This window comes from Alloalcanivorax balearicus MACL04, from assembly GCF_025532145.1.
In the GTDB taxonomy this organism is placed as follows: domain Bacteria; phylum Pseudomonadota; class Gammaproteobacteria; order Pseudomonadales; family Alcanivoracaceae; genus Alloalcanivorax; species Alloalcanivorax balearicus.
Genome location: NZ_ARXS01000014.1, coordinates 91,044 through 116,156 on the forward strand (window position 1 = coordinate 91,044; position 25,113 = coordinate 116,156).

A 25,113-nucleotide genomic window follows, 5' to 3' on the forward strand; every position below is an offset into this window, starting at 1 on the left:
AGCAATGATATGCTTTTTACTCATGGCTGGATGCCGCCTGGGACACCAGCCATTCCGCCAGTGCGCGCACCGAGATGGACGGCGACGGCGACGCCTGGATCAGCCAGTGGGCATATTTTTTGGACGAAGGGCTGGAGGAGGAGCGGGATGGCAGGCCGGACGGCTCCCCCTTCCCCAGATCAAAGACCTGCAAGCGCCCTTCCCTGATCAAATCCGCCACCAGCGCCCGTCGCCCCAGCGCCAGCCCCTGACCGTTCACCGTCGCCTGAATCAATTGGTCGTACTGGTTGAAACGTACCAACCGCGCCGGGCGCAAATGGTTCAGTCCGGCGCTGCCGAGATGGGATGACCATTGCAACCAGGGGTGGTCAGGATCGTCGAATTCCAATAGCACCTGACGAGCGAACACTTCCGGCCGATTCAGCGCGACATCCCGCCAGTCCGGATGTCCGACCACGATGATTTCATCGCCGAACAGCTTGATCGCGCCCTCTGGAGCCGCGGAGCGTGCACAGTAACGAATCGCCAGATCAACGCCCTCGGTGTCCAGATCCACGACTCTGTTGTTGGCGGCCACACGCACATCCACCTCCGGATGGCGCGTGATGAAATCGCCGAGCCGCGGCAGCAACCACAGTCCCACCACACCCATGCTGGCGGTAATAGTGACCGGCTTGCGTTGTTCGCCACCACCAAGCGTTTCCACCAGTTCCTGCAGTTCCCGCATCATCGGGTCCACCGATTGGAACAGCCGCCGGCCTGCTTCGGTCAGTCTGACGCCACGGTATTCCCGGACCAGCAATTTGCAACCCAGGCGGGCTTCCAGCGTCTGGATCTGGCGACTGACCGCGGATTGGGTAAGGTGCAGATCCTCCGCGGCCACGGTGATACTCATCCTACGGGCCACGGCGACGAAGCCGCGCAGCGCATCCATCGGCGGCAGGCGATAAAGGGGGGCAGTCATTCCTGGCTCTCATGGAAAAACATCCGCCAAGACTGCGCCTGTTGTTCCGCTTTTGTCGAGTCTATGTCGGAAATGCCAGGTCAGGAATGCTAAGTCGGGAGTGGCGGCAGGCGACAGTGGCTCACCGCGAAATCGATGAAATGACGCAGCGCCGGCAGGGCCCGGCCGCTGGCCCGATAGAACAAGGCCACATCAATCGGTGGTTGTTCCCACTCGGACCGCAGCCGGCACAAGTGTCCGGCCTCGATTGCTTCCAGCACCATATAGTGATGCAACCAGGCCAGGCCAAGCCCCTGTTTCACGGCTTCGATCATTGCCTCGGTGTCGTTGAGCCGCAGCGCCGGCCGCATAACCACTTGGCGACTACCCCACAGCCAGACACGATCCGGCGGATGCCGCATGGCATGGGTAATGAGCCGGTGTTCCGCCAATTGCTCCGGTGTTTCAGGCATGCCGTGGCGCTCTATGTAGTCCGGCGAGGCGCAAAGCCAATAGGCGGTCTTGCCAAGACTTCGCCGTACCATACCGTTGCTGCCCGCCATCGACATGGCGAAGATCAGATCGACGTTTTCCTGCTCCAGATCCGGGAAGCGCTCGGCCAGTTCCAATTCCAGATCAATTGCCGGGTAGCGGCGCACGAATTCGTCCAGGTGTGGTAACAAAGACGTCTTCGTCAGCCAACGGGCGGCCACCACTCTCAAGGTTCCTGAAGGTTCGCCTTTGATTCGCGAGAGGCAATTTCTTTCCGCGTCGTCGAGCAGTCGTAACGTGGCCACGGCGTGCTCCTGAAAGGTTCTGCCGGCCGGAGTCAGGACCATGCGGCGGGTGGTTCTCTCAAGCAGGACAACCTCAAGGGACTGCTCCAAAGCGGACAACTGTTTGCTGACCGCCGGCGCGGACAATCCGAGCGCACGGGCGGCCGCGGCAATACTGCCGTTGTCGCACACGCTCAGGAAGGTGCTCATGTGGTCCAGTCTGGCCTTCATTAATTCGTAACTTCTGATTAAGAAAGGATTCCATTAAAGCACATTCCATCAATACCCCGGGCCTCCTAATCTTGCCCGCCAAGCTGAACGGAGGCCCCATGTCCCCTACACGATTTCCCCCACCCTCGGTGATTCTGCTCGCCGCTCTTGTGACACTGCCGCAGATCGGCGAAACCATCTACACCCCCGCGCTGACGGATCTGGCCGCGGGACTTGCCATCAGCGAAAGTCAGGCGCAGACCTCCCTAAGCGTCTTCTTTCTCGGTTTCGCACTTGGTGTTTTGGTGTGGGGTCGGTTCAGTGACCGCTGGGGACGCCGCCCCGCCCTGCTTGCTGCTCTTGCGGTCTACGCGGCGGGCAGTTGGCTGTGCGTTGGTGCAGAAGGACTGGCCATGCTGCGCGCGGGACGCGCGGTGCAAGCGTTCGGGGCTGCCGCCTGTTCGGTGGTGATCCAGGCGGTGTGCCGGGAAGCGTTCCAGGGCGAAGATCGGGTGCGGGTATTTGCCACGATCGGCATGCTGATTCCGCTGTCCACCGCAATAGGCCCTTTGCTGGGCGGCATGGTAACCACCTTGTGGGGCTGGCGGGCCGCACTGACACTGCTGCTGATGATGGGGTTGGTCCTGTGGCTGGCGGTCTGGCGCGCCTTGCCGGAGACCGGCGGCGGGCCGACGCCAGCGCTGCTGCCTGTTGTCCGGCGCATGCTGGGTGATCGCTTTATTGCCGGCATGGTGGCGGTTATCGGAATCGCCAACGGCGTGCTGTTCAGTTACCACGGGGAAGCCCCGTTTTTGTTGATTCAAAGCGGGGGGCTGACGCCCGCGGAGTACGGTCTGACTGGACTCTGGGTAGTGGGTGGCAGCGTGGTCGGCGCCATAATCCTGCGTTATTTGGGCTGGAAAGGCTGGGAAAGCGGCGCGCTCATCCGGCTGGGGCTGATCGGGATGTTGCTCGCTGCCGGCGGTCTGGCGGGTGTCGCAAGCCTGTCAACGCAGGGCCCTGCCCTGGTCCCGTTCATCGCCTTCGCCGCCCTGCTATTCACCGGTTTCACCCTGACCACCACCGTCTGTCTGCACCGGGCACTGGAGCGGTACCATGATGCGCTCGGAACCGCCGGAGCCGTAATGGGACTCGCCTATTACGCCGTGGTAGCCGCCGTTACTCAAGGCATGGCGGCTTTGCACGATGGCCAGAGCATCACCTTTCCGTTGTACAGCATGGCACTGGTGTTGTTGGCCTTGCTGGCATACGTGGCGCTGTTGCGTCCGGGTCTGAAGGGCTCCTGAGTGGCACTCACGCCGGTGCCGACGAAACGATGTCCAGCACCCGCCAGTACCCCGGTGGTGCCGGTACCACTTGCCGTTCCCGCAGCATGCGGTGCATGGCTGGCAGGCGGAACCAGGGCACCGAGGCCATGGCATGATGCTCCAGGTGATAGTTGACCCGGAACGGCGCCACGAACAGACGTGCCAGCCAGCCGGCCCGGGTGGTGCGGGTATTGCGGAACATGTCGGCACAGCGTTCGGTACCGGCGTGTTCGGCAAGCGCGCGAATGCGGATAAACAAGGGATAGGGAATCAGGTAAGCCATGACCCAGCCGAGAAACAATTGCGGATAGCCACAGAGGTAAAGCGCGGCAAACAGCAGCAGATTGGTGATCACCGTCGGCAGGCTGTTGCGCAGCCACGCCCGCAGATGCCAGACAAAGCCGCGCTTCGGCAGCCATTCCACATTGGTGGCCACGGTCCATTTCATCCGCTCGGCGTCCATCAACACGCGGCCGAGCAGAAACTTGAGACCGGTGAGGCCGGTCAGGTCACGCAGGAACTTGCGCATCAGAGAGCGGCGGGTGGTGGGCAAATGCTCGATCAGCGAAATGTCCGCGTCCTCATCGGTACCGGTCCTGGCGTGATGGATGAAATGGTGGGCCCGGTATTTGGCCAGATTGAGTCCCAACGGCCTGGCGCACAACCAGTCGGTGGGGCCTTCATTGGCCCAACGGCGCTGAAACAGCGTCTTGTGGGTGGCTTCGTGGGTAAGGATGGACAGGGCCAGTTGCCGGCCACCCAACAGAGCCGTCGCCAGTATCAATACCGGTATCTGCAGCCATGGTTCCCACCTCAGAGCCCAAGCCATCACCCAGAAACAGCCGGCGATAGCGGCCCAGGTGGAGGCGATCGCCCAAGCGCCCATGGCATCGGAGCGGGCGGTGAGTGCCGCCATCTCCTCACGGGTGAAAATCTCGTGAATCTTGCGACGGGTGGCGTGGTTATGTCGATATACCGCCTGATGGTCCATGCCCTTCTCCCGGTGCTGTCCGGATTTCTTGTTCGGCAATCCCGCCGTGTAATGGGATGTGTATTTGCGGGTCATGAAACGTTACACCGAAAGCCCCTCAGCGTGTATCGCCGTAATAAAGCATCGGTGTCGACGGCTGACCTTACCGTAGGGAACAGCTATGCTTAAGAACCCCATACCATCCTGCCGGAGCAAGGAAGTATCGTGATCATCCATCCTCTCAGCGATCTGCATAACGAGCTGTACCGTCGCGCCGAGCCACCGGTGGCGATTCCGGACATCCCCGAGACCGACGCCGACCTGATTGTTCTCGCTGGCGACATCGATACCGGTGACCGCGGCGTGCAATGGGCCGTGGAGCAATCCGAAAAGCACGATAAACCGGTGCTTTATGTGCCGGGCAACCACGAATATTACCGCCACGATATCCAGGATAATCTGGCCGCCATGCGCCAGCGCGCGGAAGGGACCCGGGTCCAGGTGCTGGACCGGGATCAGACGGTGATCGGCGGCATTCGTTTCCTCGGCTGCACCCTGTGGACCGATTACCTGGCCTACGACGGCGAAAATCGGGACGAACCGATGGCAATGGCCGCGGAACGCATGCCAGACCATCAATTGATCACCATTGAAGGCGTGCCGTTTCTCCCGGAACACGCGCTCGCTCTGCACCAGGCCGCCATTGAATGGCTGGACCGGCGCATCGCCGAACCTTTTGACGGCCCCACCGTGGTGATCAGCCATCACGGACCCGCCGGCGCCTGCTGCCATCCGGTCTTCTCTCCCGGGCCGCTGGACGGCGCTTTCTTCTCCCGACTGGAAGACCGTATCGGTCTGGTGGATCTGTGGATTCACGGCCATACCCATCTGTCGCTGGATCTGCCGGTAGGCGAAGGGCGTTTGATCTCCAATCAGTCCGGCTATCGCGGTGAAACCTCCGGGTTTGACTGGAACAAGACGGTCAGCGTGCCGGCCTAGAAGCGAAGTATTTACTTTAATTTTCCCCTTTAAATTATTGATTTAAAAAGAAAGAAAAGATCAAAACCGACCAACGTGCAAAGCGCTGGTACTCGGCAACGGTTTGCGTTTACATGGGAACAGGGCCGCGCCGGTCCGGCGGGCTTCGACCTCAATGGGAGGTGAACCATGGCACGCAAGCCGTTGTTCCTGATCCTGCTTCTGGCGCTGGCCGCGACCGTGCTGATCGCCCTCCCCGTTTCCGCTCAATCTCCCTCCGCGCAGCACTCCGCCCTTTCCGCGTCACCACCTGAAGTCCGCGTAATGGTCCTGGATGATGCCATCGGCCCGGCGGTCAGCGACTGGTTCGTGCGCGCGCTGGAAGACGCCAACGACGAGGCAGCGGCTTTGTTCGTGCTACGGCTGAACACACCTGGCGGTCTGGACCACTCCATGCGCGCCATGATTCGCGCCATTCTCGACTCACGGGTGCCGGTGGCCATCCACGTCGCCCCTTCCGGCAGCCGCGCCGCCAGCGCCGGCACCTATCTGCTCTACGCCGCCCATATCGCGGCCATGGCACCAGCCACCAATCTTGGCGCGGCAACCCCGGTGGAAATGGGCGGCGGTGCCCCGATCCGCAACCCCCCTGGCGACGGCGACGAAAATCAGAACGCGGCGCCGGACAGCGCCACTGCCCTGCGCAACAAACAGGTCAACGATGCCGTGGCTTATATCCGTGGACTGGCGGAACTGCGCGGGCGCAACGCCGACTGGGCCGAGCAGGCGGTACGCCAGGGAGCCAGCCTGCCCGCCGCGGAGGCGCTGGAACAGAAGGTCATCGATCTGATCGCCGATGACCTGCCCGCCTTGCTGTCGCAATTGGAAGGCCGTGAAATCGAAATTCGCGGGCAGCAACACACTCTGACGCTGAGCGACCATCAGGTACGGAACATCAAGCAGGACTGGCGCACCGGCTTTCTGGCGATCATCACCAACCCCAGTGTCGCCTACCTGCTGTTACTGGTGGGCATCTACGGCCTGATCCTGGAGTTCTCCAGCCCCGGCGTCGGCGTGGCTGGCGTGCTCGGGGGCATCTGTCTGCTGGTGGCCGCCTACGCCTTGCACCTGTTGCCAGTGAGCTACGTTGGCCTGGCCTTGATTGTGCTGGGTATAGGGCTAATCGCGGCGGAAGCCCTGTCGCCCTCGTTCGGGGTACTGGGTATCGGCGGTGTGGCCGCTTTCGTGATCGGCTCGGTGATGCTGATGGATACCGAATTGCCCGCGTTCCAGATCGCGCTACCGGTGATTGCCGCCGTCGGCACCGGATCCCTGCTCCTGGTCGGCGTCATGATCCGCCTGATCACTCGCTCCCGGCGGCAGGCTCTGGTCAGCGGCGCCGATACCCTGATCGGCCAACCGGCGGTAGCGATCCAGGATTTCGAGCTTCTCGGCATGGTACGCATCAACGGTGAGTTGTGGCGTGCCCGCACCGCCGCCCCGGTGCGCAAAGGCCAACGACTGCGGGTCATCGGCCGGCAGGGGCTGACCCTGAATGTGGAGGACGCATCATGACGACCTACTATTTCTGGATTTCACTGGCGGTCCTTTTGATCGCCTTTCTGCTCAGCGCTTTTCGGATTCTGCGCGAGTACGAGCGCGGCGTGGTGTTCATGCTCGGCCGCTTCTACCGGGTCAAGGGACCCGGGCTGATCGTGATCATCCCCATCGTGCAGCAAATGGTGAAAGTAGACTTGCGTATCCGCGTGCTCGACATTCCGACCCAGGATGTGATTTCCCGGGACAACGTGTCGGTGAAGGTCAACGCAGTGTTGTATTTCCGCGTGATCGATGCACAGAAGGCCGTGGTTAACGTGGAGGATTTCTTCGCCGCCACCAGCCAGCTGTCACAAACTACTCTGCGTTCGGTGCTCGGCAAACATGAACTGGATGAAATGCTGGCCTCCCGGGACGAGCTGAATCGCGACATCCAGGAAATCCTGGATGACCAGACGGATTCCTGGGGCATTAAGGTCTCCAATGTGGAAATCAAACATGTGGACCTGGATGAAACCATGGTTAGGGTGATCGCACGGCAGGCGGAAGCCGAACGGATTCGACGCGCCAAGGTGATCCACGCCAACGGCGAAAAAGAAGCGGCCCAGGTGTTGCTGGAGGCGGCGCGCACGCTGTCGGAGCAGCCCCAGGCGCTGCAATTGCGCTATCTGCAAACCCTGACGGAAGTGGCCAACGATCGCTCCAGCACCATTGTATTCCCGCTGCCCATGGATCTGCTGAAAGGGTTCCTGAAACCCGGAGAAACGGACAAGTAACACTTTTAATTATCGATTTTCAAGGCATTCATTCCACGAAGGAATGAATGCCAATCCTGCTTTTCATTGGATTTTCCCGCGACGTGACGGGAACATGCGGTCTTTGCCGATGGAGTACCCATGATGCGTCGCGGTTTTTGGCAAGCCGGCCTGACCCTGGTGGCCGCCGCCACTTTCGCCATGGCCTTCAAGGGCATTTTCGCCCGACTGATCTATCAGTACGGTGTCTCCGTGAACGCGCTGCTGATCTGGCGCTTTGCCCTGGCCGTGCCGCTGTTCTGGCTTGGCGGGATGTGGCTGCTGCGCCGCAATCCCGCTCCCGCCGGCAGCCTGGCCCCCAAACAATGGACTCTGTGCGCCGGCACCGGATTGCTGTTCTTTATCAGCGCCTGGTGCGACTTCCACGCCATCGAAAGCCTGGGCGCCAGCCTGTCACGCATGGTGCTGTATCTGTTTCCGGCCATGGTCATGGTGTTGCAGGCGGCGGAGCGTCGACGCTGGCCCGAGGGCCGTTCCCTGCTGATCTTCACCGGCGCCTGGGTCGGTATCGCGCTGGTGCTGATGCCGGGCTGGCATGGCGGCGCCGTGGATCCGGCCGGTCTCGCCTACGGCTTCGGCGCGGCACTGTGCTACGCCCTGTTCTGGCGGGCCAGTCAGTCGCTGATGAAACCGCTGGGGTCGGTGCGCTTCAACCAGCTTTCCAACAGCTTCACGCTGGTGGCGATGCTGGCGTTCCTGTTGCCGGGCGTGCCGCTTGAGAGCCTGCGCTTGCCAGCGCCGGCGCTCGGCTGGATGGTGGTCATGGTGGTGTTCTCCACCGTGATCCCGTTCTTTCTCATGTTCGAGGGCATTCGCCGCACCGATACCGGCCGGGCCGGCGTGGTGTCCATGTTCGGGCCGGTGGTGACGGTACTGGCGGCAATGACAGTGTTTCCGGATGAGCACCTGGGACCGGTGCAATGGCTGGGCATGGCGCTGGTCCTGGCCAGCATCGCCATGCTGAAATCCGACAAGAAACCGAAACCGGCCTGAAGCCAGCCCGGCGCCTCTCTCCCACCGGGAGAGAGGCATCCCGGGAGGTTATTTGCTGAGGTGTTTCATAGCCCGCTCCAGCCCTTCCAGGGTCAGCGGGTACATGTGGTCCTCGGCGAGCTGCTTGATCCACTGGGTGGACGTGGTCATCTCCCAGGCTCGTTGCGGCTCGGGGTTCAGCCACACCACCTTCTCATAGGTGTCCTTGATGCGCTGGAACCAGACCGATCCGGGCTCTTCGTTCCAGTGCTCCACGGAACCGCCGGCGGAGTTGATTTCGTACGGGCTCATGGCGGCGTCACCGATAAAGATCACTTTGTAATCATTGCCGTACTTGTGCAGGACATCCCAAGTGGCGGTCTTCTCGTCCCAGCGGCGGCGGTTGTCCTTCCAGACGTACTCATACACGAAGTTATGGAAATAGAAATATTCCATGTGCTTGAACTCCAGCCGGGCAGCGGAGAACAGCTCCTCGCAGAGCTTGATGTAGGGGTCCATGGAACCGCCCACGTCGAAAAACAACAGCACCTTGGCACGGTTCTCCCGTTCCGGGCGCATCTTAATGTCGAGCAAGCCGGCGTTGCGGGCGGTGGAAGAAATGGTGTCATCCAGATCCAGTTCTTCCTCCCGGCCGGTACGGGCGAACTTGCGCAGCCGGCGCAGCGCCAGCTTGATGTTGCGGATACCCAGCTCCACCGAGTCGTCCAGGTTGCGGTACTCGCGCTTTTCCCAGACTTTCACCGCGCGCTTGTTGCGGGATGGGCCGGTCATGCGAATCCCTTCCGGGTTCTCGCCGTAACCACCGAACGGACTGGTGCCGCCGGTGCCAACCCATTTGTTGCCGCCCTGGTGTCGCTTCTCCTGCTCTTCCAGACGCTTGCGCAGTTCGTCGAGAATCTTTTCCAGACTGCCCAGCCCCTTGAGCTTTTCGCGCTCTTCCGGAGACAGGGTCTTTTCCAGTTGTTTGCGCAGCCATTCGTCCGGGATCACCCGATTGAGCCATTCCGGCTCGATATTCTCGATCCCTTCGAAATAGCTGGCGAAGGCGCGGTCAAAGCGATCGTAGTACTTCTCGTCCTTGACCATCACCGCCCGCGAGAGCATGTAGAAGTCCTCCACGGAGCCGAAGGCCACGTGGTGCTTGAGTGCATCGCACAGATCCAGCAGCTCCCGCAGGCTCACCGGCACCCGGTGAGTGCGCAGGTTTTCAAAGAAGCCAATCAGCATAGCAACCTCTGTGAACGGAATGAGCGTATCGGCACGGGCCGCCGATCAGCGCTCGCGCCGGTTCATGAACGCCAGGCGTTCCAGCAGTTGAACGTCCGCTTCGTTTTTCACCAGGGCGCCGTACAGCGGCGGAATCGCCTTCTTGGTGTCGCGATTGCGCAGCACGTCGTCGGGGATATCGTCGGCCAGCAGCAGCTTCAGCCAGTCGATCAGCTCACTGGTGGACGGCTTTTTCTTCAGGCCCGGTACCTTGCGCAGGTCGAAGAAAATTTCCAGCGCCTCGGAGACCAGCTCCTGTTTGATGTCCGGGAAATGCACATCCACGATTTTCATCATGGTCTGGGCATCGGGGAAATTGATGTAGTGGAAGAAACAACGGCGCAGGAACGCGTCCGGCAGTTCCTTCTCGTTGTTGGAGGTGATGATCACGATCGGCCGCTTGGCGGCGCGCACGGTTTCGCCGGTCTCGTAGACGAAAAACTCCATGCGATCCAGTTCCTGCAACAGATCGTTGGGGAACTCGATGTCGGCCTTATCAATCTCGTCGATCAGCAACACCACCTGCTCATCGGCGGCGAAGGCCTCCCACAGCTTGCCCTTCTTGATGTAGTTGGAAACATCTTCCACACCGTCGGCGCCAAGCTGCGAATCTCTCAGCCGTGATACCGCATCGTACTCGTACAGGCCTTGCTGAGCCTTGGTGGTGGACTTGATGTGCCAGGCCAGCAGCGGCTTGCCCAGAGCCTCGGCCACCTGTTCGGCCAGCAAGGTTTTGCCAGTGCCGGGCTCCCCTTTGATCAACAGGGGGCGCTGCAGCGCGATCGCGGCGTTCACCGCCATTTTCAGGTCGTCGGTGGCGACGTACTGGTCGGTACCCTGGAACTGCATGCAGGAATCTCCACATCGTTTCGGAAACATGGCCGGACACTCTAGCAATCCGCGGACAGAGCGCATAGGGCCAGAACCGCCATGAAGCGGGAGGATTGTGTCATAATCCGCGACCATGAATCTGCTCCTTCTGCACCCGGAACAACATCTGCAAGGCCCGTTTTGGCGGCTCGATGCCCGCCAGTGCGAGCACGTGCGCCAGGTGTTGCAGCTGGCCGAAGGGGATCAATGCCGTGCCGGCGTGCTCGACGGAGACATAGGTTCTGCTCGTTTGGAATCCATAAAAAACAATGAGATAACGATTTTTTTTAAAGCTGTTTCTCCCCCTCCTCCCCCGCTTGATCTGAACCTGCTGCTGGCCCTGCCCCGCCCCAAGATGCTCAAGCGACTGCTGGTGGACGCCGCCAGCCTGGGCATCAAGCGGATTGTGTTGATCAACAGCTGGAAGGTGGACAAGAGCTACTGGCGCACCCCCAATCTGAAGGCCGGCCTGTTGCGGGAAAAACTGCTGCTGGGACTGGAGCAGGCAATGGACACCCGATTGCCGGAGTTACGCCTGGCGCCGCGCTTCCGTCCTTTCGTGGAAGATGAACTGGATACCTGGGCCGGCCCCGGAGAGCGGCTGCTGGCTCACCCCGGCGACCATGCGGACCTGCCCCATCAACAAGACGGACCGCTGACCCTGGCCATCGGCCCCGAGGGAGGCTGGACCCCGTTCGAGGTGGAGCTGCTGGAAGCGCACGGGTTCCGCTGCCACCGTTTCGGCAGCCGTATTCTGCGCGTGGAGACCGCCCTGCCCGCCCTGGTGGGCAGCTTGATGCGCTTGCCCTGACCAAAGAATCAGTACGAAGCCGCTGTGGGAGCTTGTCCGGGCACCCGCTAATATGACATTGCCAGGAGTTAAATCGTGGGGCACCAGCGGTCCACGGACCGCGATACCCCTCTTCCTCGGTGCTCAGCGGCGGTAAGGATTGCGCCGCGGCTTACGCGGTGGCTTGCTGCCGCCACGCTGATGACGCAACCGGGCCCGACCATACAGGCCGGTGTACTTCTTGCCCTTCAGATCCACTCTGTCCAATAGCGGACGAATCTCTTCCTCGGTGAGCTCCTGCCAGCGTCCCATGCGCAAGCTGGACGGCAGCGTCAGGTCGCCAAAACGAATCCGCATCAACCGGGAGACATCCAGCCCCTGGGACTGGAACAGGCGGCGCACTTCACGGTATTTCCCGCCAGTAAGCGATACCTTGTACCAACGGTTGGCGGCGTCCTCGTTGTGGCCGGCTTCCTCAATGCTGTCGAACTTGGAAACCCCATCCTCCAGCATCACGCCCTCCAGCAGGGCACCGCGCTGCTCGTCAGCGAGTTCGCCACGGATACGCACCGCGTACTCGCGAACAAAGCCGTTCGACGGGTGCATCAGGCGGTGTGCCAGCTCTCCGTCCGTGGTGAACAGCATCAGGCCGGTGGTATTGATATCCAGCCGTCCCACTTGCACCCAGCGCATACCCTGCAGACGCGGCAGGTTATCAAACACCGTGGGCCGGCCTTCGGGATCATTTCGCGAGCACACCTCCCCAGCGGGTTTGTGATAAATGATCACGCGTCGAACTATGTCTTCTTCCGGCTTCACTCGAATGATCCTGCCATCCACTCTTAATGCATCTTCTGGCTCCACCCGGTCTCCCAGGGTCGCCACCTTGCCGTTCACGGAGACTCGCCCCTCGGCGATCCAGACCTCCAGTTCCCGGCGCGAACCTAGCCCGGCACGGGCCAGCACCTTCTGTAACTTCTCACTCATTGGGCGAACGCTCTTCATCGGCCGTCATGTCGGCCGCCTCCTGCTCCGGCGGCTCCGGGTCCTGCTCATCGGGAGAAGCGCCCTCCTCTTCCGATGCACCCGAATCCGGCCGGCGGCGGAATTCCGCTTCAAAATTGGCGATCACCGAGTCCACCTTTTCCATGCTCATCAAGGTGGATTCGTCGATCTCCGGCTCATCGTGCATATTCAATGCCAGCACGTTGGCGTTGTCCGGCTCGGCCTCGTCTCCGTCTTCCCCCTCCGTCACAGGCTCGTTCTCGGACGGCGCATCACTGAGCGCCAGTTCCTCGTTGAGCTTGTCGAGGTCGCGGATCTCCGCCAAAGGCGGCAGCTCGTCCAGACTCTTCAAATCGAAGTAATCGAGGAACTGGCGGGTGGTGGCGAACATCGCCGGCCGGCCCGGCACATCCCGGTGTCCGACCACGCGCACCCAGCCGCGTTCCATCAGGCTCTTAATAATATGGGAACTCACCGAAACGCCGCGGATCTCTTCGATCTCGCCACGGGTGATCGGCTGGCGGTAAGCCATCAACGCCAGCGTTTCCAATACCGCCCGGCTGTAGCGAGGCGGCTTTTCCTGCCACAAACGGCTGACCCAGGGCCCCAGTTCAGTGCGCACCTGGAAACGGAAACCGGTGGCGACTTCCTTCAGCTCAATGCCCCGTTCGGCATAATCCTCGCTCAGAGATTCCAGCAACCGGCTCAGATCCGCCTTGCTGGGACAATCCTGTTCGTCGAACAGAGTCAGCATGGTATCCCGGTCCAGCGGGCCGTCGGCGGCCAGAATCGCCGCTTCCAGAATGCTCTTGATCCGCTCCGGCGACAGTTCGCTCATGCCTCGCTCCCTTGTTCGGCGTCCGGGATGTCATCTTCCAGTTCCAGCTGCGCGATCACATCAGACTCTTCCACCGTCACCGTTTTTGCCTTGATGTGGATCGGTGAGAACGGCGAGTTCTGGACCAGTTCCACCAGTGACACCTTGACCAACTCCAGCACCGCCAGGAAGGTCACCACCACGCCCAACTTGCTCTCCTCGGCGTCGAACAACTCCACGAAGGGCACGAATTCCCGTCCCTTCAGGCGGTCCAGCACATTCGCCATGCGTTCGCGAGTGGAAAGCTTTTCCCGCGACACCTGATGGCTCTCAAACATGTCGGCACGGTGCAGCACTTCCTTGAGCGCCAGCAGCAGCTCGCGCATATCCACGTCCGGCTGCGACTTCTCACGCACATATTCCGGACGGCGGGCGGCGGCCAGATGGATATCGCGCTCCAGCCGGGGCAGCGCCTCGATATCTTCCGCCGCCTTCTTGAACCGCTCGTATTCCTGCAACCGGCGGATCAACTCGGCGCGGGGATCCTCGCCTTCGTCCTCTCCCTCGTTGGCCGGGCGCGGCAGCAACGAGCGGGATTTGATCTCGCCCAGCATGGCCGCCATGACCAGATACTCGGCGGCCAGCTCCAGGTTGAGCGCCTTCATCAGCTCGACGTACTCCATGTACTGGCTGGTGATTTGCGCTACCGGAATGTCAAGGATGTCCAGGTTCTGCCGTTTAATCAGATACAGCAGCAAATCCAGCGGCCCCTCGAAGGCTTCCAGGAACACTTCCAGTGCGTCGGGCGGAATGTACAGATCATCCGGCAGCTTGGTGATCGCCTTGCCGTAGATCAGCCCAAAGGGCATCTCCGCCTGCTGTGGAGCAGGCGGTGGCATCAGCGGATTGTCCACCGGGTTCGGATCGTTCATCGCACCTTGCTCATTGGTACCTGCTTATCGACGGCTTATTCATCGATAGTGCAGTCCCATCACCGCCCGCACCTCTTCCAAAGTGGCGCGAGCCTGTTCCCTGGCCTCTTCGCAGCCGTCGGACAGAACCGACCGCACCAGGTCCGGATTACGCAAATGCTCTTCCGCCCGCTTGCGGATCGGCTCCACTTCCTCCTGCACCGCCTCGATCACCGGCTTTTTGCAGTCCAGACAGCCGATCCCCGCGCTGGTGCAGCCCTCGCGCACCCAGATACGAGTGGCATCGTCGCTGTAGACCTTGTGGAATTCCCACACCGGGCAATTCTCCGGGTCTCCGGGGTCACTTCGACGCACCCTTGCCGGGTCCGTGGGCATGCGCCGAATCTTGCTTTCCACTTCCCCCGGCTCCTCGCGCAGACTGATGAAATTGCCGTAGGACTTGGACATTTTCTGACCGTCCAGGCCCGGCATGCGCGAAGCCGGAGTCAACAGCGCCTGGGGTTCGGGCAGGATCACCTTGCCGCCACCCTCCAGGTCGCCGTAGAGCCGCTCCTTGTCGCCCAGAGTAATGTTCTGCTGGTCCTGGACCAAGGCCCGGGCGGTTTCCAGGGCCGATTCATCGCCCTGTTCCTGATACTGACGGCGGTGATTCAAGTAGATGCGGGACTGTTTCTTGCCCATCTTCTTGATCGCCGCGGCCACCGCCTCCTCAAACCCCGGCTCACGGCCATAGAGGTGGTTGAAGCGGCGCGCCACTTCCCGGGTCAGTTCCACATGGGCCACCTGATCGGCCCCCACCGGCACCTGCCCGGCCCGGTAAATCAATATGTCCGCGGCCTGCAGCAGGGGGTAGCCGAGAAAACCATAGGTACCCAGGTCCTTTTCCTTGAGCTTTTCCTGCTGGTCCTTGTAGGTCGGCACCCGTTCCAGCCACGACAGCGGCGTGATCATCGACAGCAGCAGATGCAGCTCCGCGTGCTCCGGCACCTGGCTCTGCACGAACAGCGTGGCGGAACCCGGGTTGACACCGGCGGCCAGCCAATCCACCACCAGATCCCAGGTGTGCTGCTCGATGCTGCCCGGATTTTCATATTCGGTAGTCAGACCATGCCAGTCCGCGACGAAAAAGAAACACTCGTACTCATGCTGCAGACGTGCCCAGTTCTTCAGTACCCCATGATAGTGTCCCAGATGCAGACGGCCGGTGGCACGCATGCCGGAAACCACTCGTTGGGCGGGAACCACGGAACTCAAAACCGACTCCTGTCGTGAAGGCGTGAAAGCCAGCGATTATAAGGCGAAGAAGGTGCCCAGGGACAGGGTGCACGGATTGTGTACCCCACCGGGTTCAGAAAATGGCGTCCAACGGCCCGGCCCCTTCACGGATCACCTCCGGTCCGTTGCCATCGACCAGGGAGATCACCGTGGTTTCGGTGACGCCGCAGAAGCCGCCATCGATCACCAGATCCACCTGGTTATTCAGAAAGTCGCGCACGTCCTGCGGGTCGGTGAGCGGAAACTCATCGTCCGGCAAATGGGCAGTACTGGTCATGATCGGTTCACCGTATTCCGCCAGTAGTGCCTGGCAGATCGGGTGGTCCGGTACCCGGATGCCAATGGTGCGCTTTTTGGGATGCATCAGCCGCCGTGGCACCTCACTGGTGCCCTGAAGAATAAACGTATACGCGCCCGGCGTGTGCGCCTTGAGCAAACGGTAGTCCGGATTGTCCACCTTGGCGTACAGCGCCAGCACCGACAGGTCCGGGCACAACAGAGTGAACTGGTGTTTATTGTCCAGTCGGCGAAGGCGAATCAGCCGATCCAGTGCCGCCTTCTCCCCGATGCCACAACCCAGCGCGTAGGTGGTGTCGGTGGGATAGGCAATCAGCCCGCCCTGGCGCAACACCTTGGCGGCTTCGCTGATCAGACGTGGCTGCGGATCTTCCGGATGAATGTGGAGTACGGTGGTCATGGGCGCGGATTGTCCGCCGCTTGCCGCGCTGACGCAAGGTCTCGGGCCGCCCATACCGGGACCGCATCCTTCGGGTACGGCGGCAACCCGCCCAGCCGCAGCCATTTCTGTTCCGGGGAATGAAAATCACTGCCACCGGACACCGCCAGCCCGAAATGACGCCAACATTCTTCAAGCAACGCGCCCTGCGCCGGCGTCAGCCCCGGCATTAACACCTCCAGCGCCAATCCTCCGGCATCACGGAAGGCGCCAACCAACTGCCGCAAGCGTTTGCGGGTCATGTTGTAAGCCAGGGGGTGGGCCAGCACGGGCACCGCGCCGGCGGCCAGCAAATCCGCCACGCCCTGCTCCAGCGTGCACCAGGGCGTGGAAACGTACGCGGACTGGCCTTTCTTAAGAAAGCGGTTGAAGGCGTGCTGGTTGTCCCGGGCCTTGCCTTCGCTGATCAGCATGCGCGCGAACCAGGGGCGGCCGGGTGCGTCGCTGTCCGCCAGGGCGCAGGCCTGGTCGTAGCTGCCGGTCAGTCCGGCGGCACGATCGAGGCGGTCGCCGATGCGCCGGGCGCGCTCCCGGCGTGCCTCCATCTGGCTGGCCACCCGGGCCCGGAGCACCGGATTGTCCTCATCAAGCCACAATCCGACCACATGGATTTCGCGGTTGTCCCATTGCACCGACAGCTCGATGCCTGGCACCAGTTCCAATCCCACTTCCCGCGCCCGGGCACGCGCCTCCGGCAGCCCGGCCAGGGTATCGTGATCGGTCAACGCCAGGGCATCCACGCCATAGTCCGCCGCCCGCGACACCAGCTCCGCCGGGGTCAGCTGGCCGTCGGAAGCACGGCTGTGGGAGTGAAAATCCGGACACTGGTACATTAGCCCTCCAGACGGGCGATCATGGTGGTGGCACACTATCATAACCGCCGACCAATCCCCATCATGGACCGGGGCGGGTGATTTGTGCCGCGCTTCCCGATAACATGCGTCCTCCGGGAGGACAACGTCGCTATGAAAGTAATGTCGCCATGAAAACCCTATTTGATTACTTGCCCGTGGTGGTGTTCTTCGGCCTCTACTTCGTTAGCGGCCGGGATATCATGCTGGCCACCTGGGGGCTGCTCGCCGCCACCAGTTTCCAGGTCATCGCCGGGCGCCTGATCTGGAAGCGCTGGCACCGTCTGCATCTGGTGGTATTGGCTATCACCCTGGTTTTCGGCGGCCTGACCCTGGCCTTGAACAACGACGTCTTCATTAAATGGCGCCCTTCCATCATCAGTTTCGTGCTGGCGGCGATTCTGGCCGTGGGCCATTTCCTGAAACACCGCAATCTGCTGCAACGTCTCTGCGAAAGCCTGATGCGCAGTGCCTTTGGCAAGGTAGTCACCCTGCAAGCGAAGGATTGGCGGCGGCTGAATCTGGCGTTCGTGCTTTATTTCATCTTCATCGGCCTGCTGAATCTGTACATCGCCTTCAATTTCAGCACCGACTTCTGGGTGAATTTCAAACTGTTCGGTTTCACCGCGATCCAGATGGTGTTCTATCTGGCCGCTTTCGCCTATTTTTACAAGCGCATGCCGGAGGCGGACCGCAAGAGTCTGTTTCACGGCGACGCCAATGACAAAAAGCCCGACGACAAGGACAACGATGCTTTACGCGATCATCAGTGAGGACGTGCCCGACTCTCTGCCCCTGCGAACGCCCGCACGACCCGCGCACCTGGCGCGCCTGGAAACGCTCAGAGATCAAGGCCGGCTGGTGCTGGCCGGCCCGCTGCCGGCGGTGGACAGCGACAACCCCGGCGAAGCCGGTTTTACCGGTTCCCTGGTAGTGGCGGAATTCCCCTCTCTGGCGGAAGCCCAAGCCTGGGCCGATGCCGACCCTTACGTGGATGCCGGCGTATACCGCCAGGTTCAGGTGAAGCCCTTCAAGAAGGTTCTGCCCTGAGAGCCTGTTTAAGATCGTTTTTACAAATACTGTACGCGGCACTACGGCAAAGCGCGCTTGTTTCGGCAAGAATAGCCGCCGCGCTTCCCATTCATAGCGCCGTACTGCTCTTGCCGTACCATAAGAAGGAGACTCGTGAATGCAAAATCGATGGTTAAGCGGCTTGCTGCTGCTGGCACTGTGTTTGCCAGCCCCCGTATATGCCGCCGCGGCCTGGATCGACGATGAAATCTATGTGCCCATGCGAGCCGGCGCCGGCACTGGCTATCGCATTGTGCACAGGGGGATCAAAAGCGGCACCCGGGTGGAGTTGCTCGGCGAAGAGGGCGACTGGATCCACATCCGCTACGGCGACCGGGAAGGCTATGTGGAAAAGCAGTACATCAGCCGCACGCCCACCGCGGCGCTACGCCTGCAGAAGCTGACCCAGGACACCGAGAAAGCCACCAGCACCGCCAGTGATCTGCGCCAGCAGATGGCGGAAATGGAAGGTCAACGCGATGCCCTGCGCGGTGAAGTGGAAGAACTGCGCGCCTCCCTGACCTCCCGCAGTAATGAACTGGATCAGTTACGTAATGTGGCCGCCGACCCGATCCGTCTGGATCAGGCCAACCGCCGACTCAACGAGGAGTTGAGCATGCTGCGCTCGGAGCTGGATCAGGTGAAAGCGGAGAACGCCCTGCTGCGCAATGACAATACCTCCCGCAAATGGATTACCGGCGTGGGCATCTTGTTGCTTGGCGCCATCGGCGGCTTGCTGCTGAAATCCAAATCCGGACGCCGCCGGAACAATTGGGCCAACTGACCCGCTGCCCCATGGACTGGACCACAGAGCCGCTGTGGGAGCTGCCCTGGCAGCGAATGGGCTTTCAGGTCCAAGAATTCGCTTGCAGGCAAGCTCCCACAGCTCTCCAGTCTGCCACGGACAAGGCCTCTGCAGGACTTGCCTTGCAAGCGAAGGCTCGCCCATGGCGTCAACTCTCCAGCCTGCCAAACAAGGTCTCCAAGCGCAGCACCACGCCATTGACGCCGTGATAATCCTGCTCCCGGGGCCATAATACGAAGGGCTCCACCTCCACGAACAACCAGGGCCGCCAGACATTCCGCCGATAGCGTGCATACACCCGGTAATTCTCCACCACCCCCGGCTTACTAAAGCCTCCCACGGCCAGCCCCAGATTCAGCGCGGAACGAGACCCGAGCCGCTTGAACAGGTTAACGCCCTGAAACAGCCCCATCCCAAGGTCCTCCTCATTGAGTTCCTCGGTATAGCGCACTTCGCTGGAAAAACGCAGGCTGGAAGTCGGCGTCAGCGGTCGATCCAGCTCAAACAGGGAACGGCTGCCCCAACCTTCCGGGTCGCGCCAGTACAAGCGTTGGGTATAGCGCAGCCAGGCGGTTTCATTGAACAACGGGTACAGACGGCGGTAACGCAGCCGCGTGTAGGTGGTCAGGTCGGAACGCACGCCCGCGTCCAGGTCCAGATCCATGGCATCGGAGCGGTCGATGACCCAGCGCAACGCGCCACGAAAACCGTCATCGCGTTCGCCTGTGGGGAGCTCCCGGGTCGCCGGGGTATCCCTGCCCTGCTCCTCGTCCTGGTTACGAAACAACAGAGAGAAACGGCGTTCGGCACTGGGAAGCCAGACCCGTGCGTCCACATCCACGTCGCCAGCATCGTCGTTATCGTCGCGCCACACCTGCTCCGCGGTAACACGTACCCGGCTGGAGGCCGGTTCGTTGCTGCCGCGCACCGGGTCCTCGAAAAAGCCGTCCACCCAGCGGCTTGGCCAGCACAGCGTGCGTGACAGCCAGCCGTGGGTGCGATCCACCAGAGTATCGTTGGCCCCTGAGTAACAGCTATCCGGCGACTCCGCGCGAACCGCTCCACTCAACACCAGCACGCCCAGCCATAAAACACGCCTCATGGGGCTCAGCATAGCGCCGCTTCGCGGCGGCGGGAATCAGCCCAGTGCGCCGGCTCCACGCAAGCGGGCGATCTCCTCATCGGTGAAGCCTTGCTCGCGCAACACTTCCTCGTTGTGCTGCCCCAGGCCAACGCCGGCGAAACGATACCCCACCGGGGTGGCGGAGAAACGGAATGGCGAAGCCACCTGAGGTTGTTCACCGCCCCGGCCGTCGGGTACGGAAACCACCATGTCGCGCGCTTTCAGTTGCGGATGCTCACGGGCCTCGGAAAAGCTCAACACCGGCTCCACGCAACAATCCACTTCGGCGAACACCCGCAGCCAGTGTTTCAGAGGATGGGCGCCGATCGCCTCGGCGATGGCGCCTTTTACCTCATCCACCACCTCCGGCGAAAAACTCAGCCCCTTGGCGGTGAGGTCCGGCCGCTGAATCGCCTCGCAGAACCGGCTGAAGAATTGCGGCTCCAGGCCGGCCACGGACAGATAGCGTCCATCGCTGGTGCGATAACAATCGTAGAAGCTGCCGCCGTTGAGCTTGGTGCCTTCCAGTTCGGGATCCTCGCCGGCGACCAGGGCCCCTGGCGCGGTCAGCGCATGCAGGCTGAAGGCGGCGTCGGTCATGGAGATGTCCAGGTACTGCCCCTCGCCGGTTTGCTGACGGTAAATCACCGCCGCGAGTATCGCCATCACCGCATGACAGGAACCACCCGCCACATCCGCCACCTGGCACGCCATTGGCGCCGGCCCGCTGTCACGCCGGCCGTTGTAGCCGGTCATGCCGGCGATGGACAGGTAATTGAGGTCGTGGCCGGCGCGGTGCCGATACGGCCCGGTCTGACCGTAGCCGGTGATCGAGCAATAAATCAGCCCCGGATTGATCGCCTTGAGCGCCTCGTAACCCAACCCCAGCTTGTCCATCACACCGGGACGGAACTGCTCCACCACGATGTCATAGTCGCGCACCAGCCGGTGCACGATCTCGATGCCTTCGGGCTGTTTCAGGTCCACCGCCATGGCGCGCTTGGAACGATTGAGATAGGCATGAGCGGCGGACACACCGTTCACCGACGGCGGCAGCAACCGCACGAAGTCCGGGCGCGTGGGAGACTCGATGCGCAGCACATCGGCGCCCATGTCCGCCAGCATCAGAGTGCCGAACGGGCCCGGCAACAGCGTGGAGAAATCCAGAACTTTCAATGAATTGAGGGGGCCGGTCATACGTTTACTCCTTGTTATGCGCGCCTGAGCGTACGGCGTTGGCGCGGCGGCGCCAATGGCCAAGTCGATCGTCAAAGTGGCCGAAATGGACATGGGACTTTGACCGGCAAGTCCGTTAGCATCGCGGTTTTCCCATCCAAACGTATCCATGACCGTATACAACAAAATTCGCGGCATTCTGGCGCTGACAGGCATCGTTCTGAGCACCACGGTGATCATTGGTCCGTTTTACCTGCTGACATTGATCAAGCTGATTCTCCCCTGGCACGGTGCCCGGGTCCGGCTTTCCCAGGCTCTGGTGGTAGTAGCGGAAACCTGGATGTCGATCAACAATCTCATCATCGGCATCAGCAGCGGCCTGCGCTGGGAAGTGGAGGGCCTTGAAGGCCTGCGCCGCGACGACTGGTATCTGGTTACCGCCAATCACCAGTCCTGGGCCGACATTCTGGTGCTGCAGAAAGTCACCAACCGGCGCGTGCCGTCGCTGAAGTTCTTTCTCAAGCAGGAACTGATCTGGGTACCGCTGCTGGGGCTGGCCTGGTGGGGACTCGATTTTCCGTTCATGAAGCGCTACAGCAAGGAACAGCTCGCCCGCCATCCGGAGCTGCGCGGCAAGGACATGGAAACCACCCGTCAGGCCTGCGAAAAATACGCTCATTACCCCGTGTCGGTGATGAACTTCTTTGAAGGCACCCGCTTCACCCAAGACAAACACGACCAGCAACAATCACCCTATCGCCATCTGCTCAAACCCAAAGCCGGCGGCGCTGCCTTCACCCTCAGCGCCATGGGCGGCCAGTTGCACACTCTGCTCGATATCACCATCGTCTATCCGCCCGGAACCGACCGCTCTCTGCTGGCGTTTCTCGGCGGCGCCATGGACAAGGTCCAGGTCATCGTTCGTCAGCGCCCCATTCCGGACTGGGCCAACCAGGGCGATTATGAGAACGATGAAGAGTACCGCCAGCGCTTCCAGAGTTGGATCAGCGACATTTGGGCGGAAAAAGACGCGCTGATACAATCCCACCTTTCCGCCTGACCCGGTCTTTGCCTATAGTATGGCGTCAAAATACCGGATCCGACCGGTCGCGATAATCACGAACGGCGCCCTTTGATCGGGCGCCGTTGATGCTGGTGACTTCTTTCCCACGGGATGCCCATGTTCGGCAAACTATTCAAACCCCGGTGGCAACACCGTGACGCCGCTGTTCGCAAGGCGGCCATAGACACGCTCGACCCTCGGCAACAGGCCGACCTGCTCGCCAGCCTGGCGCGCGAGGATGCCAGTGAAGAGGTGCGGGCCAGCGCCACACAAAGGCTGCTGGACCTGACCGTACTCGATACCCTGACCCGCGACAGCCACAGCGCTCCGGTGCGCGAGGCGGCATCCGAACGGATGATGGCCCTGCTCGCCGGCGCGGTGTCGGACGGTCCGGACCGCGATACCCGGTTGCACCTGCTGCGCCACACCGGCAACGCCAGGGTTCTCTATCATGTAGCCCAGAACGGGGCGGACAGCGAGAGCCGGCAGGCCGCGCTGAGCGCCTTGAGTGACGCCGACACCCTGTGTGAGATCGCTCTGCATGGCCATGATGAAGCCTTGCGCCTGGCCGCCGCCCAGCGACTGGAAAGCGCGGAACATCTGAAGCGTCTGACCAAGGAAGGGCGCGACAAGCGCGTGGTCCGGCATGCCCGCGAGTGGCTGCGTGACAGACAGCAAGCGGAACAGGACCGTCGCAAACGGGAACAGGACTGCACAGCGGTGGCGGAAGCCCTGCGGCAACACGCGCAGCGGGCCGCCGACGGCCTTTACCTGGCGCGCCTGCAGCAACTGGAACAGCGTTGGGCGGAGTTGGCGGAGCACGCCAACGAAGAACAGACCCGCATCGCCACGCAAGCGCTGGAACAAGCCCATCAGCGCCTGGCGCAACAAGCCGCCGAGGCACAGAAGCAACAGGCCCGTGACGCCGCTCTCGAGGAGCGCCGCGCCACTTTGGCCATGCTCCGGCAATTGCTGGATGACGTTACCGAGGACACCTGGGACACACAGCTTGGCGCCCTGCGCTCCGCCGTCGGCACCCAGGAACGCCGTTGGCAGGCCGCCGCCGAGGAACTGCCGGTGGAGGAAGGCGAACGCCAGCATTTCCAGCAATTGTTGGAGCAGTGGCACACCTTGATCGCACTGGCCGAGCAGAGCCAGAGCGAAGACCGCGAACTGCTGGAAACTCTGTCCCAACGGTGGCCGCGCAAGATCCCGGCCCCCAGGGCACTGCAACACCGCCCTGCTCCGGCACCGGAAGTCACCGCGCCCTCGGCACGGGCGCCCTCTCCAGCCAAAGCCGGCAGCAGCGCTCACCAGGGTCTGGTAGTGGCTCTCCGGCGAGAGCTGCAAAAAGGTAATTTGAAGCATGCCAACAGGTTATGGCTGAAAGCTGAAGCAGTACTTGAAGAAGAAAATGACGTCTGGCTGAGTAAACAACTGCAACGCCTGGAAGAGCGCCGCAATGAACTGCGCGATTGGCATGCCTTCGCCGCTCAGCCGAAGAAGGACCACTTGTGCGAGCAGATGGAAGCTTTGATCGGCGGTAACCTCGACGCCGAGGAACAGGCCAGCGCGATCCAGGCACTGCACGATGAATGGCGTGAGCTGATGAGCTCCGACCAGGACCAGGATCAAGCCCAATGGGACCGTTTCAAGGCCGCCTCTGACCAGGCCTATGAACCCTGCCGGGCCCACTTCCGTGAACTCGACGAACAACGGGCGGACAATCTGCGCCGCCGGGAACAGCTGTGTCGCCAGCTGGCGGACTTCGTCGCCGCCCAGGACTGGCAGCGGGCCAACTGGCAAGCGGTGTGGGAGATTCGCCGGCAGGCGCCGCAGGAGTGGAAATCATTACAGCCGGTCCGTTTCACCGACGCCCGGGATATACAGAAACGGTTCTCCGCCCTGCTGTCCGAAATCGATCAGCAACTGGAAGGCGCCTGGCGGGAAGCCGAGCAGCAGCGTCAGACCATGATCGCGGAGGCTGAAGCCCTGCTCGCCCAGGAGGACCTGGACAGTGCCACCCGCGAGGCGCAGCAGTTACAAAAACGCTGGCGCCAGGCAGACTGGCTGCCACCGGGCCGGCACCGCCCGCACCAGAAGCGTTTCCGCCGCATCATGGACGACCTGTTCGGCGCCCGGCAGGCCCGTCTGGAACAGCGGCGCAACGAGCTGGAAGAAAAGCAGAACGAGGGCATCGCGGTGCTGGAACACGTGGCGGCGGCCCTCAAGGAACCGCTCGCCAGCCAGGACGAAAGCGCCCTGCGCGACCATGCGGCGGCACTGAATGAGCTGGACGAAGCCGCCCTGGGCCGCACCGGCCAGCGCCAGTTCCGGCGCCTGCGGGAGCAGATACAGGAACGCCTAGCGGCCCTGCCGCGCTGGCGCCGCTGGCAACGGGCGGTGCTGGGCATCGAGGCCAGTCCCGACGGTGAATCCAGCGAGGATGACCAGACCCTGACGGTGGCGCTGGAAGCCCTGGCCGGCATCGACAGCCCCGAGCATGCCCGGGAGCGGCGGTTGAGCTGGCAACTGGAACAGTTGCCGCGAGCCATGAAAGGCGGCGCCAACACGTCGCCTCTGGACGAAGCCCTGAGGCTACTGGAAGCCCGCCCCGATGGCCCGTTGGACACCGACCTGGCCCGCCGCCTGCAGGCCGCCTTGCAGGCGATGCAGCCGTAAAAAGCAGGGAACAGTGAAGAGTGAACAGTTAATAGTGAATAGTTAACAGCGTGGACCGGCCCCAAAAAAGTAGACACCTTC

General features: G+C 61.9%; 24 protein-coding genes. 11 read left to right on the forward strand and 13 right to left on the reverse strand.

The window, feature by feature from the left end; translation table 11 throughout:
* Positions 1-16: 16 nt before the first annotated feature.
* Positions 17-964: a LysR substrate-binding domain-containing protein gene (locus MA04_RS13135; protein WP_163127462.1), complete on the reverse strand. Its 948-nt coding sequence runs from the start codon at positions 962-964 to the stop codon at positions 17-19.
* An 89-nt stretch (positions 965-1,053) separates the two neighbouring features.
* On the reverse strand, positions 1,054-1,950 hold the full coding sequence (locus MA04_RS13140; protein WP_022995038.1) for a LysR family transcriptional regulator: 897 nt from the start codon (positions 1,948-1,950) through the stop codon (positions 1,054-1,056).
* A 98-nt stretch (positions 1,951-2,048) separates the two neighbouring features.
* Here MA04_RS13140 and MA04_RS13145 point away from each other — a divergent pair, with 98 nt between their 5' ends.
* Positions 2,049-3,236 (forward strand): Bcr/CflA family efflux MFS transporter, encoded by a 1,188-nt coding sequence (locus tag MA04_RS13145; RefSeq protein WP_262460882.1) that lies wholly within the window; start codon positions 2,049-2,051, stop codon positions 3,234-3,236.
* A 7-nt stretch (positions 3,237-3,243) separates the two neighbouring features.
* Here the strand turns inward: MA04_RS13145 and MA04_RS13150 are convergent, their stop codons facing one another.
* Entirely contained in the window at positions 3,244-4,323 is a 1,080-nt protein-coding gene (locus tag MA04_RS13150) for a fatty acid desaturase family protein (RefSeq protein ID WP_262460885.1), read from the reverse strand.
* 129 nt (positions 4,324-4,452) lie between these two features.
* Here MA04_RS13150 and MA04_RS13155 point away from each other — a divergent pair, with 129 nt between their 5' ends.
* The 4 genes from MA04_RS13155 to MA04_RS13170 all read left to right on the forward strand — a co-directional run bounded on the left by MA04_RS13155 (position 4,453) and on the right by MA04_RS13170 (position 8,570).
* Positions 4,453-5,226, forward strand: coding sequence for a metallophosphoesterase (locus tag MA04_RS13155; protein ID WP_163127456.1), 774 nt, complete (start codon positions 4,453-4,455; stop codon positions 5,224-5,226).
* Between the two features lie 168 nt (positions 5,227-5,394).
* Positions 5,395-6,780 (forward strand): NfeD family protein, encoded by a 1,386-nt coding sequence (locus tag MA04_RS13160; RefSeq protein ID WP_163127454.1) that lies wholly within the window; start codon positions 5,395-5,397, stop codon positions 6,778-6,780.
* Positions 6,777-7,538 (forward strand): slipin family protein, encoded by a 762-nt coding sequence (locus tag MA04_RS13165; RefSeq protein ID WP_262460887.1) that lies wholly within the window; start codon positions 6,777-6,779, stop codon positions 7,536-7,538. Before MA04_RS13160 ends, MA04_RS13165 begins: the two co-directional genes overlap by 4 nt.
* 120 nt (positions 7,539-7,658) lie before the next feature.
* Positions 7,659-8,570: a DMT family transporter gene (locus MA04_RS13170; RefSeq protein ID WP_262460889.1), complete on the forward strand. Its 912-nt coding sequence runs from the start codon at positions 7,659-7,661 to the stop codon at positions 8,568-8,570.
* A gap of 48 nt (positions 8,571-8,618) precedes the next feature.
* Here MA04_RS13170 and MA04_RS13175 read toward each other — a convergent pair whose 3' ends face one another.
* Positions 8,619-9,797, reverse strand: a complete 1,179-nt coding sequence (locus MA04_RS13175; RefSeq protein ID WP_262460890.1) for a vWA domain-containing protein — start codon at positions 9,795-9,797, stop codon at positions 8,619-8,621.
* Positions 9,798-9,842: 45 nt separating this feature from the next.
* On the reverse strand, positions 9,843-10,685 hold the full coding sequence (locus tag MA04_RS13180; RefSeq protein WP_014994661.1) for an AAA family ATPase: 843 nt from the start codon (positions 10,683-10,685) through the stop codon (positions 9,843-9,845).
* Between the two features lie 115 nt (positions 10,686-10,800).
* Between MA04_RS13180 and MA04_RS13185 the strand changes: the two genes are divergently transcribed.
* A complete protein-coding gene (locus tag MA04_RS13185) occupies positions 10,801-11,517 on the forward strand; it encodes a 16S rRNA (uracil(1498)-N(3))-methyltransferase (RefSeq protein ID WP_163127448.1) in 717 nt (238 codons plus the stop codon).
* A 123-nt stretch (positions 11,518-11,640) separates the two neighbouring features.
* Here the strand turns inward: MA04_RS13185 and rluB are convergent, their stop codons facing one another.
* The 6 genes from rluB to MA04_RS13215 form a co-directional block, all read right to left on the reverse strand.
* A complete protein-coding gene (gene rluB / locus MA04_RS13190) occupies positions 11,641-12,483 on the reverse strand; it encodes a 23S rRNA pseudouridine(2605) synthase RluB (protein ID WP_262460892.1) in 843 nt (280 codons plus the stop codon).
* A complete protein-coding gene (gene scpB / locus MA04_RS13195; RefSeq protein WP_163127445.1) occupies positions 12,476-13,339 on the reverse strand; it encodes an SMC-Scp complex subunit ScpB in 864 nt (287 codons plus the stop codon). Before scpB ends, rluB begins: the two co-directional genes overlap by 8 nt.
* Complete coding sequence (locus MA04_RS13200; RefSeq protein ID WP_014994665.1) at positions 13,336-14,250, reverse strand: segregation and condensation protein A; 915 nt, start codon at positions 14,248-14,250, stop codon at positions 13,336-13,338. The genes scpB and MA04_RS13200 overlap by 4 nt, the downstream gene beginning before the upstream one ends.
* Positions 14,251-14,289: 39 nt before the next feature.
* Positions 14,290-15,504, reverse strand: coding sequence for a tryptophan--tRNA ligase (locus MA04_RS13205; RefSeq protein WP_014994666.1), 1,215 nt, complete (start codon positions 15,502-15,504; stop codon positions 14,290-14,292).
* A 94-nt stretch (positions 15,505-15,598) separates the two neighbouring features.
* Positions 15,599-16,222 carry an L-threonylcarbamoyladenylate synthase gene (locus MA04_RS13210; RefSeq protein ID WP_014994667.1) on the reverse strand — a complete coding sequence of 208 codons (624 nt, stop codon included), beginning with the start codon at positions 16,220-16,222 and terminating at the stop codon, positions 15,599-15,601.
* Positions 16,219-17,094 (reverse strand): PHP domain-containing protein, encoded by an 876-nt coding sequence (locus MA04_RS13215; protein ID WP_163127444.1) that lies wholly within the window; start codon positions 17,092-17,094, stop codon positions 16,219-16,221. Before MA04_RS13215 ends, MA04_RS13210 begins: the two co-directional genes overlap by 4 nt.
* Positions 17,095-17,243: 149 nt before the next feature.
* Between MA04_RS13215 and MA04_RS13220 the strand changes: the two genes are divergently transcribed.
* The 3 genes from MA04_RS13220 to MA04_RS13230 all read left to right on the forward strand — a co-directional run bounded on the left by MA04_RS13220 (position 17,244) and on the right by MA04_RS13230 (position 18,967).
* Complete coding sequence (locus tag MA04_RS13220; RefSeq protein ID WP_163127443.1) at positions 17,244-17,885, forward strand: inner membrane-spanning protein YciB; 642 nt, start codon at positions 17,244-17,246, stop codon at positions 17,883-17,885.
* On the forward strand, positions 17,863-18,162 hold the full coding sequence (locus MA04_RS13225) for a YciI family protein (protein ID WP_022995022.1): 300 nt from the start codon (positions 17,863-17,865) through the stop codon (positions 18,160-18,162). The genes MA04_RS13220 and MA04_RS13225 overlap by 23 nt, the downstream gene beginning before the upstream one ends.
* Before the next feature lie 139 nt (positions 18,163-18,301).
* Positions 18,302-18,967, forward strand: a complete 666-nt coding sequence (locus MA04_RS13230; protein WP_262460896.1) for a TIGR04211 family SH3 domain-containing protein — start codon at positions 18,302-18,304, stop codon at positions 18,965-18,967.
* A 169-nt stretch (positions 18,968-19,136) separates the two neighbouring features.
* Here the strand turns inward: MA04_RS13230 and MA04_RS13235 are convergent, their stop codons facing one another.
* Together MA04_RS13235 and MA04_RS13240 are read right to left on the reverse strand one after the other, a co-directional pair.
* Positions 19,137-20,090: a hypothetical protein gene (locus MA04_RS13235; RefSeq protein ID WP_262460897.1), complete on the reverse strand. Its 954-nt coding sequence runs from the start codon at positions 20,088-20,090 to the stop codon at positions 19,137-19,139.
* A gap of 36 nt (positions 20,091-20,126) precedes the next feature.
* Positions 20,127-21,308, reverse strand: coding sequence for a CaiB/BaiF CoA transferase family protein (locus MA04_RS13240; protein WP_262460899.1), 1,182 nt, complete (start codon positions 21,306-21,308; stop codon positions 20,127-20,129).
* Between the two features lie 148 nt (positions 21,309-21,456).
* Between MA04_RS13240 and MA04_RS13245 the strand changes: the two genes are divergently transcribed.
* A complete protein-coding gene (locus MA04_RS13245) occupies positions 21,457-22,347 on the forward strand; it encodes an acyltransferase (RefSeq protein ID WP_163127440.1) in 891 nt (296 codons plus the stop codon).
* A 120-nt stretch (positions 22,348-22,467) separates the two neighbouring features.
* Positions 22,468-25,032 (forward strand): DUF349 domain-containing protein, encoded by a 2,565-nt coding sequence (locus MA04_RS13250; RefSeq protein WP_262460901.1) that lies wholly within the window; start codon positions 22,468-22,470, stop codon positions 25,030-25,032.
* The last annotated feature ends 81 nt before the right edge of the window (positions 25,033-25,113 follow it).

Coding starts and splice junctions, on each gene's coding strand:
- MA04_RS13135 (WP_163127462.1), bottom strand. CDS start 964: ATGACTGCCCCCCTTTATCGCCTGCCGCCGATGGATGCGCTGCGCGGC.
- MA04_RS13140 (WP_022995038.1), bottom strand. CDS start 1,950: ATGAAGGCCAGACTGGACCACATGAGCACCTTCCTGAGCGTGTGCGAC.
- MA04_RS13145 (WP_262460882.1), top strand. CDS start 2,049: ATGTCCCCTACACGATTTCCCCCACCCTCGGTGATTCTGCTCGCCGCT.
- MA04_RS13150 (WP_262460885.1), bottom strand. CDS start 4,323: ATGACCCGCAAATACACATCCCATTACACGGCGGGATTGCCGAACAAG.
- MA04_RS13160 (WP_163127454.1), top strand. CDS start 5,395: ATGGCACGCAAGCCGTTGTTCCTGATCCTGCTTCTGGCGCTGGCCGCG.
- MA04_RS13165 (WP_262460887.1), top strand. CDS start 6,777: ATGACGACCTACTATTTCTGGATTTCACTGGCGGTCCTTTTGATCGCC.
- MA04_RS13170 (WP_262460889.1), top strand. CDS start 7,659: ATGATGCGTCGCGGTTTTTGGCAAGCCGGCCTGACCCTGGTGGCCGCC.
- MA04_RS13175 (WP_262460890.1), bottom strand. CDS start 9,797: ATGCTGATTGGCTTCTTTGAAAACCTGCGCACTCACCGGGTGCCGGTG.
- MA04_RS13180 (WP_014994661.1), bottom strand. CDS start 10,685: ATGCAGTTCCAGGGTACCGACCAGTACGTCGCCACCGACGACCTGAAA.
- MA04_RS13185 (WP_163127448.1), top strand. CDS start 10,801: ATGAATCTGCTCCTTCTGCACCCGGAACAACATCTGCAAGGCCCGTTT.
- rluB (WP_262460892.1), bottom strand. CDS start 12,483: ATGAGTGAGAAGTTACAGAAGGTGCTGGCCCGTGCCGGGCTAGGTTCG.
- scpB (WP_163127445.1), bottom strand. CDS start 13,339: ATGAGCGAACTGTCGCCGGAGCGGATCAAGAGCATTCTGGAAGCGGCG.
- MA04_RS13200 (WP_014994665.1), bottom strand. CDS start 14,250: ATGAACGATCCGAACCCGGTGGACAATCCGCTGATGCCACCGCCTGCT.
- MA04_RS13210 (WP_014994667.1), bottom strand. CDS start 16,222: ATGACCACCGTACTCCACATTCATCCGGAAGATCCGCAGCCACGTCTG.
- MA04_RS13215 (WP_163127444.1), bottom strand. CDS start 17,094: ATGTACCAGTGTCCGGATTTTCACTCCCACAGCCGTGCTTCCGACGGC.
- MA04_RS13220 (WP_163127443.1), top strand. CDS start 17,244: ATGAAAACCCTATTTGATTACTTGCCCGTGGTGGTGTTCTTCGGCCTC.
- MA04_RS13225 (WP_022995022.1), top strand. CDS start 17,863: ATGCTTTACGCGATCATCAGTGAGGACGTGCCCGACTCTCTGCCCCTG.
- MA04_RS13230 (WP_262460896.1), top strand. CDS start 18,302: ATGCAAAATCGATGGTTAAGCGGCTTGCTGCTGCTGGCACTGTGTTTG.
- MA04_RS13235 (WP_262460897.1), bottom strand. CDS start 20,090: ATGAGGCGTGTTTTATGGCTGGGCGTGCTGGTGTTGAGTGGAGCGGTT.
- MA04_RS13240 (WP_262460899.1), bottom strand. CDS start 21,308: ATGACCGGCCCCCTCAATTCATTGAAAGTTCTGGATTTCTCCACGCTG.
- MA04_RS13245 (WP_163127440.1), top strand. CDS start 21,457: ATGACCGTATACAACAAAATTCGCGGCATTCTGGCGCTGACAGGCATC.
- MA04_RS13250 (WP_262460901.1), top strand. CDS start 22,468: ATGTTCGGCAAACTATTCAAACCCCGGTGGCAACACCGTGACGCCGCT.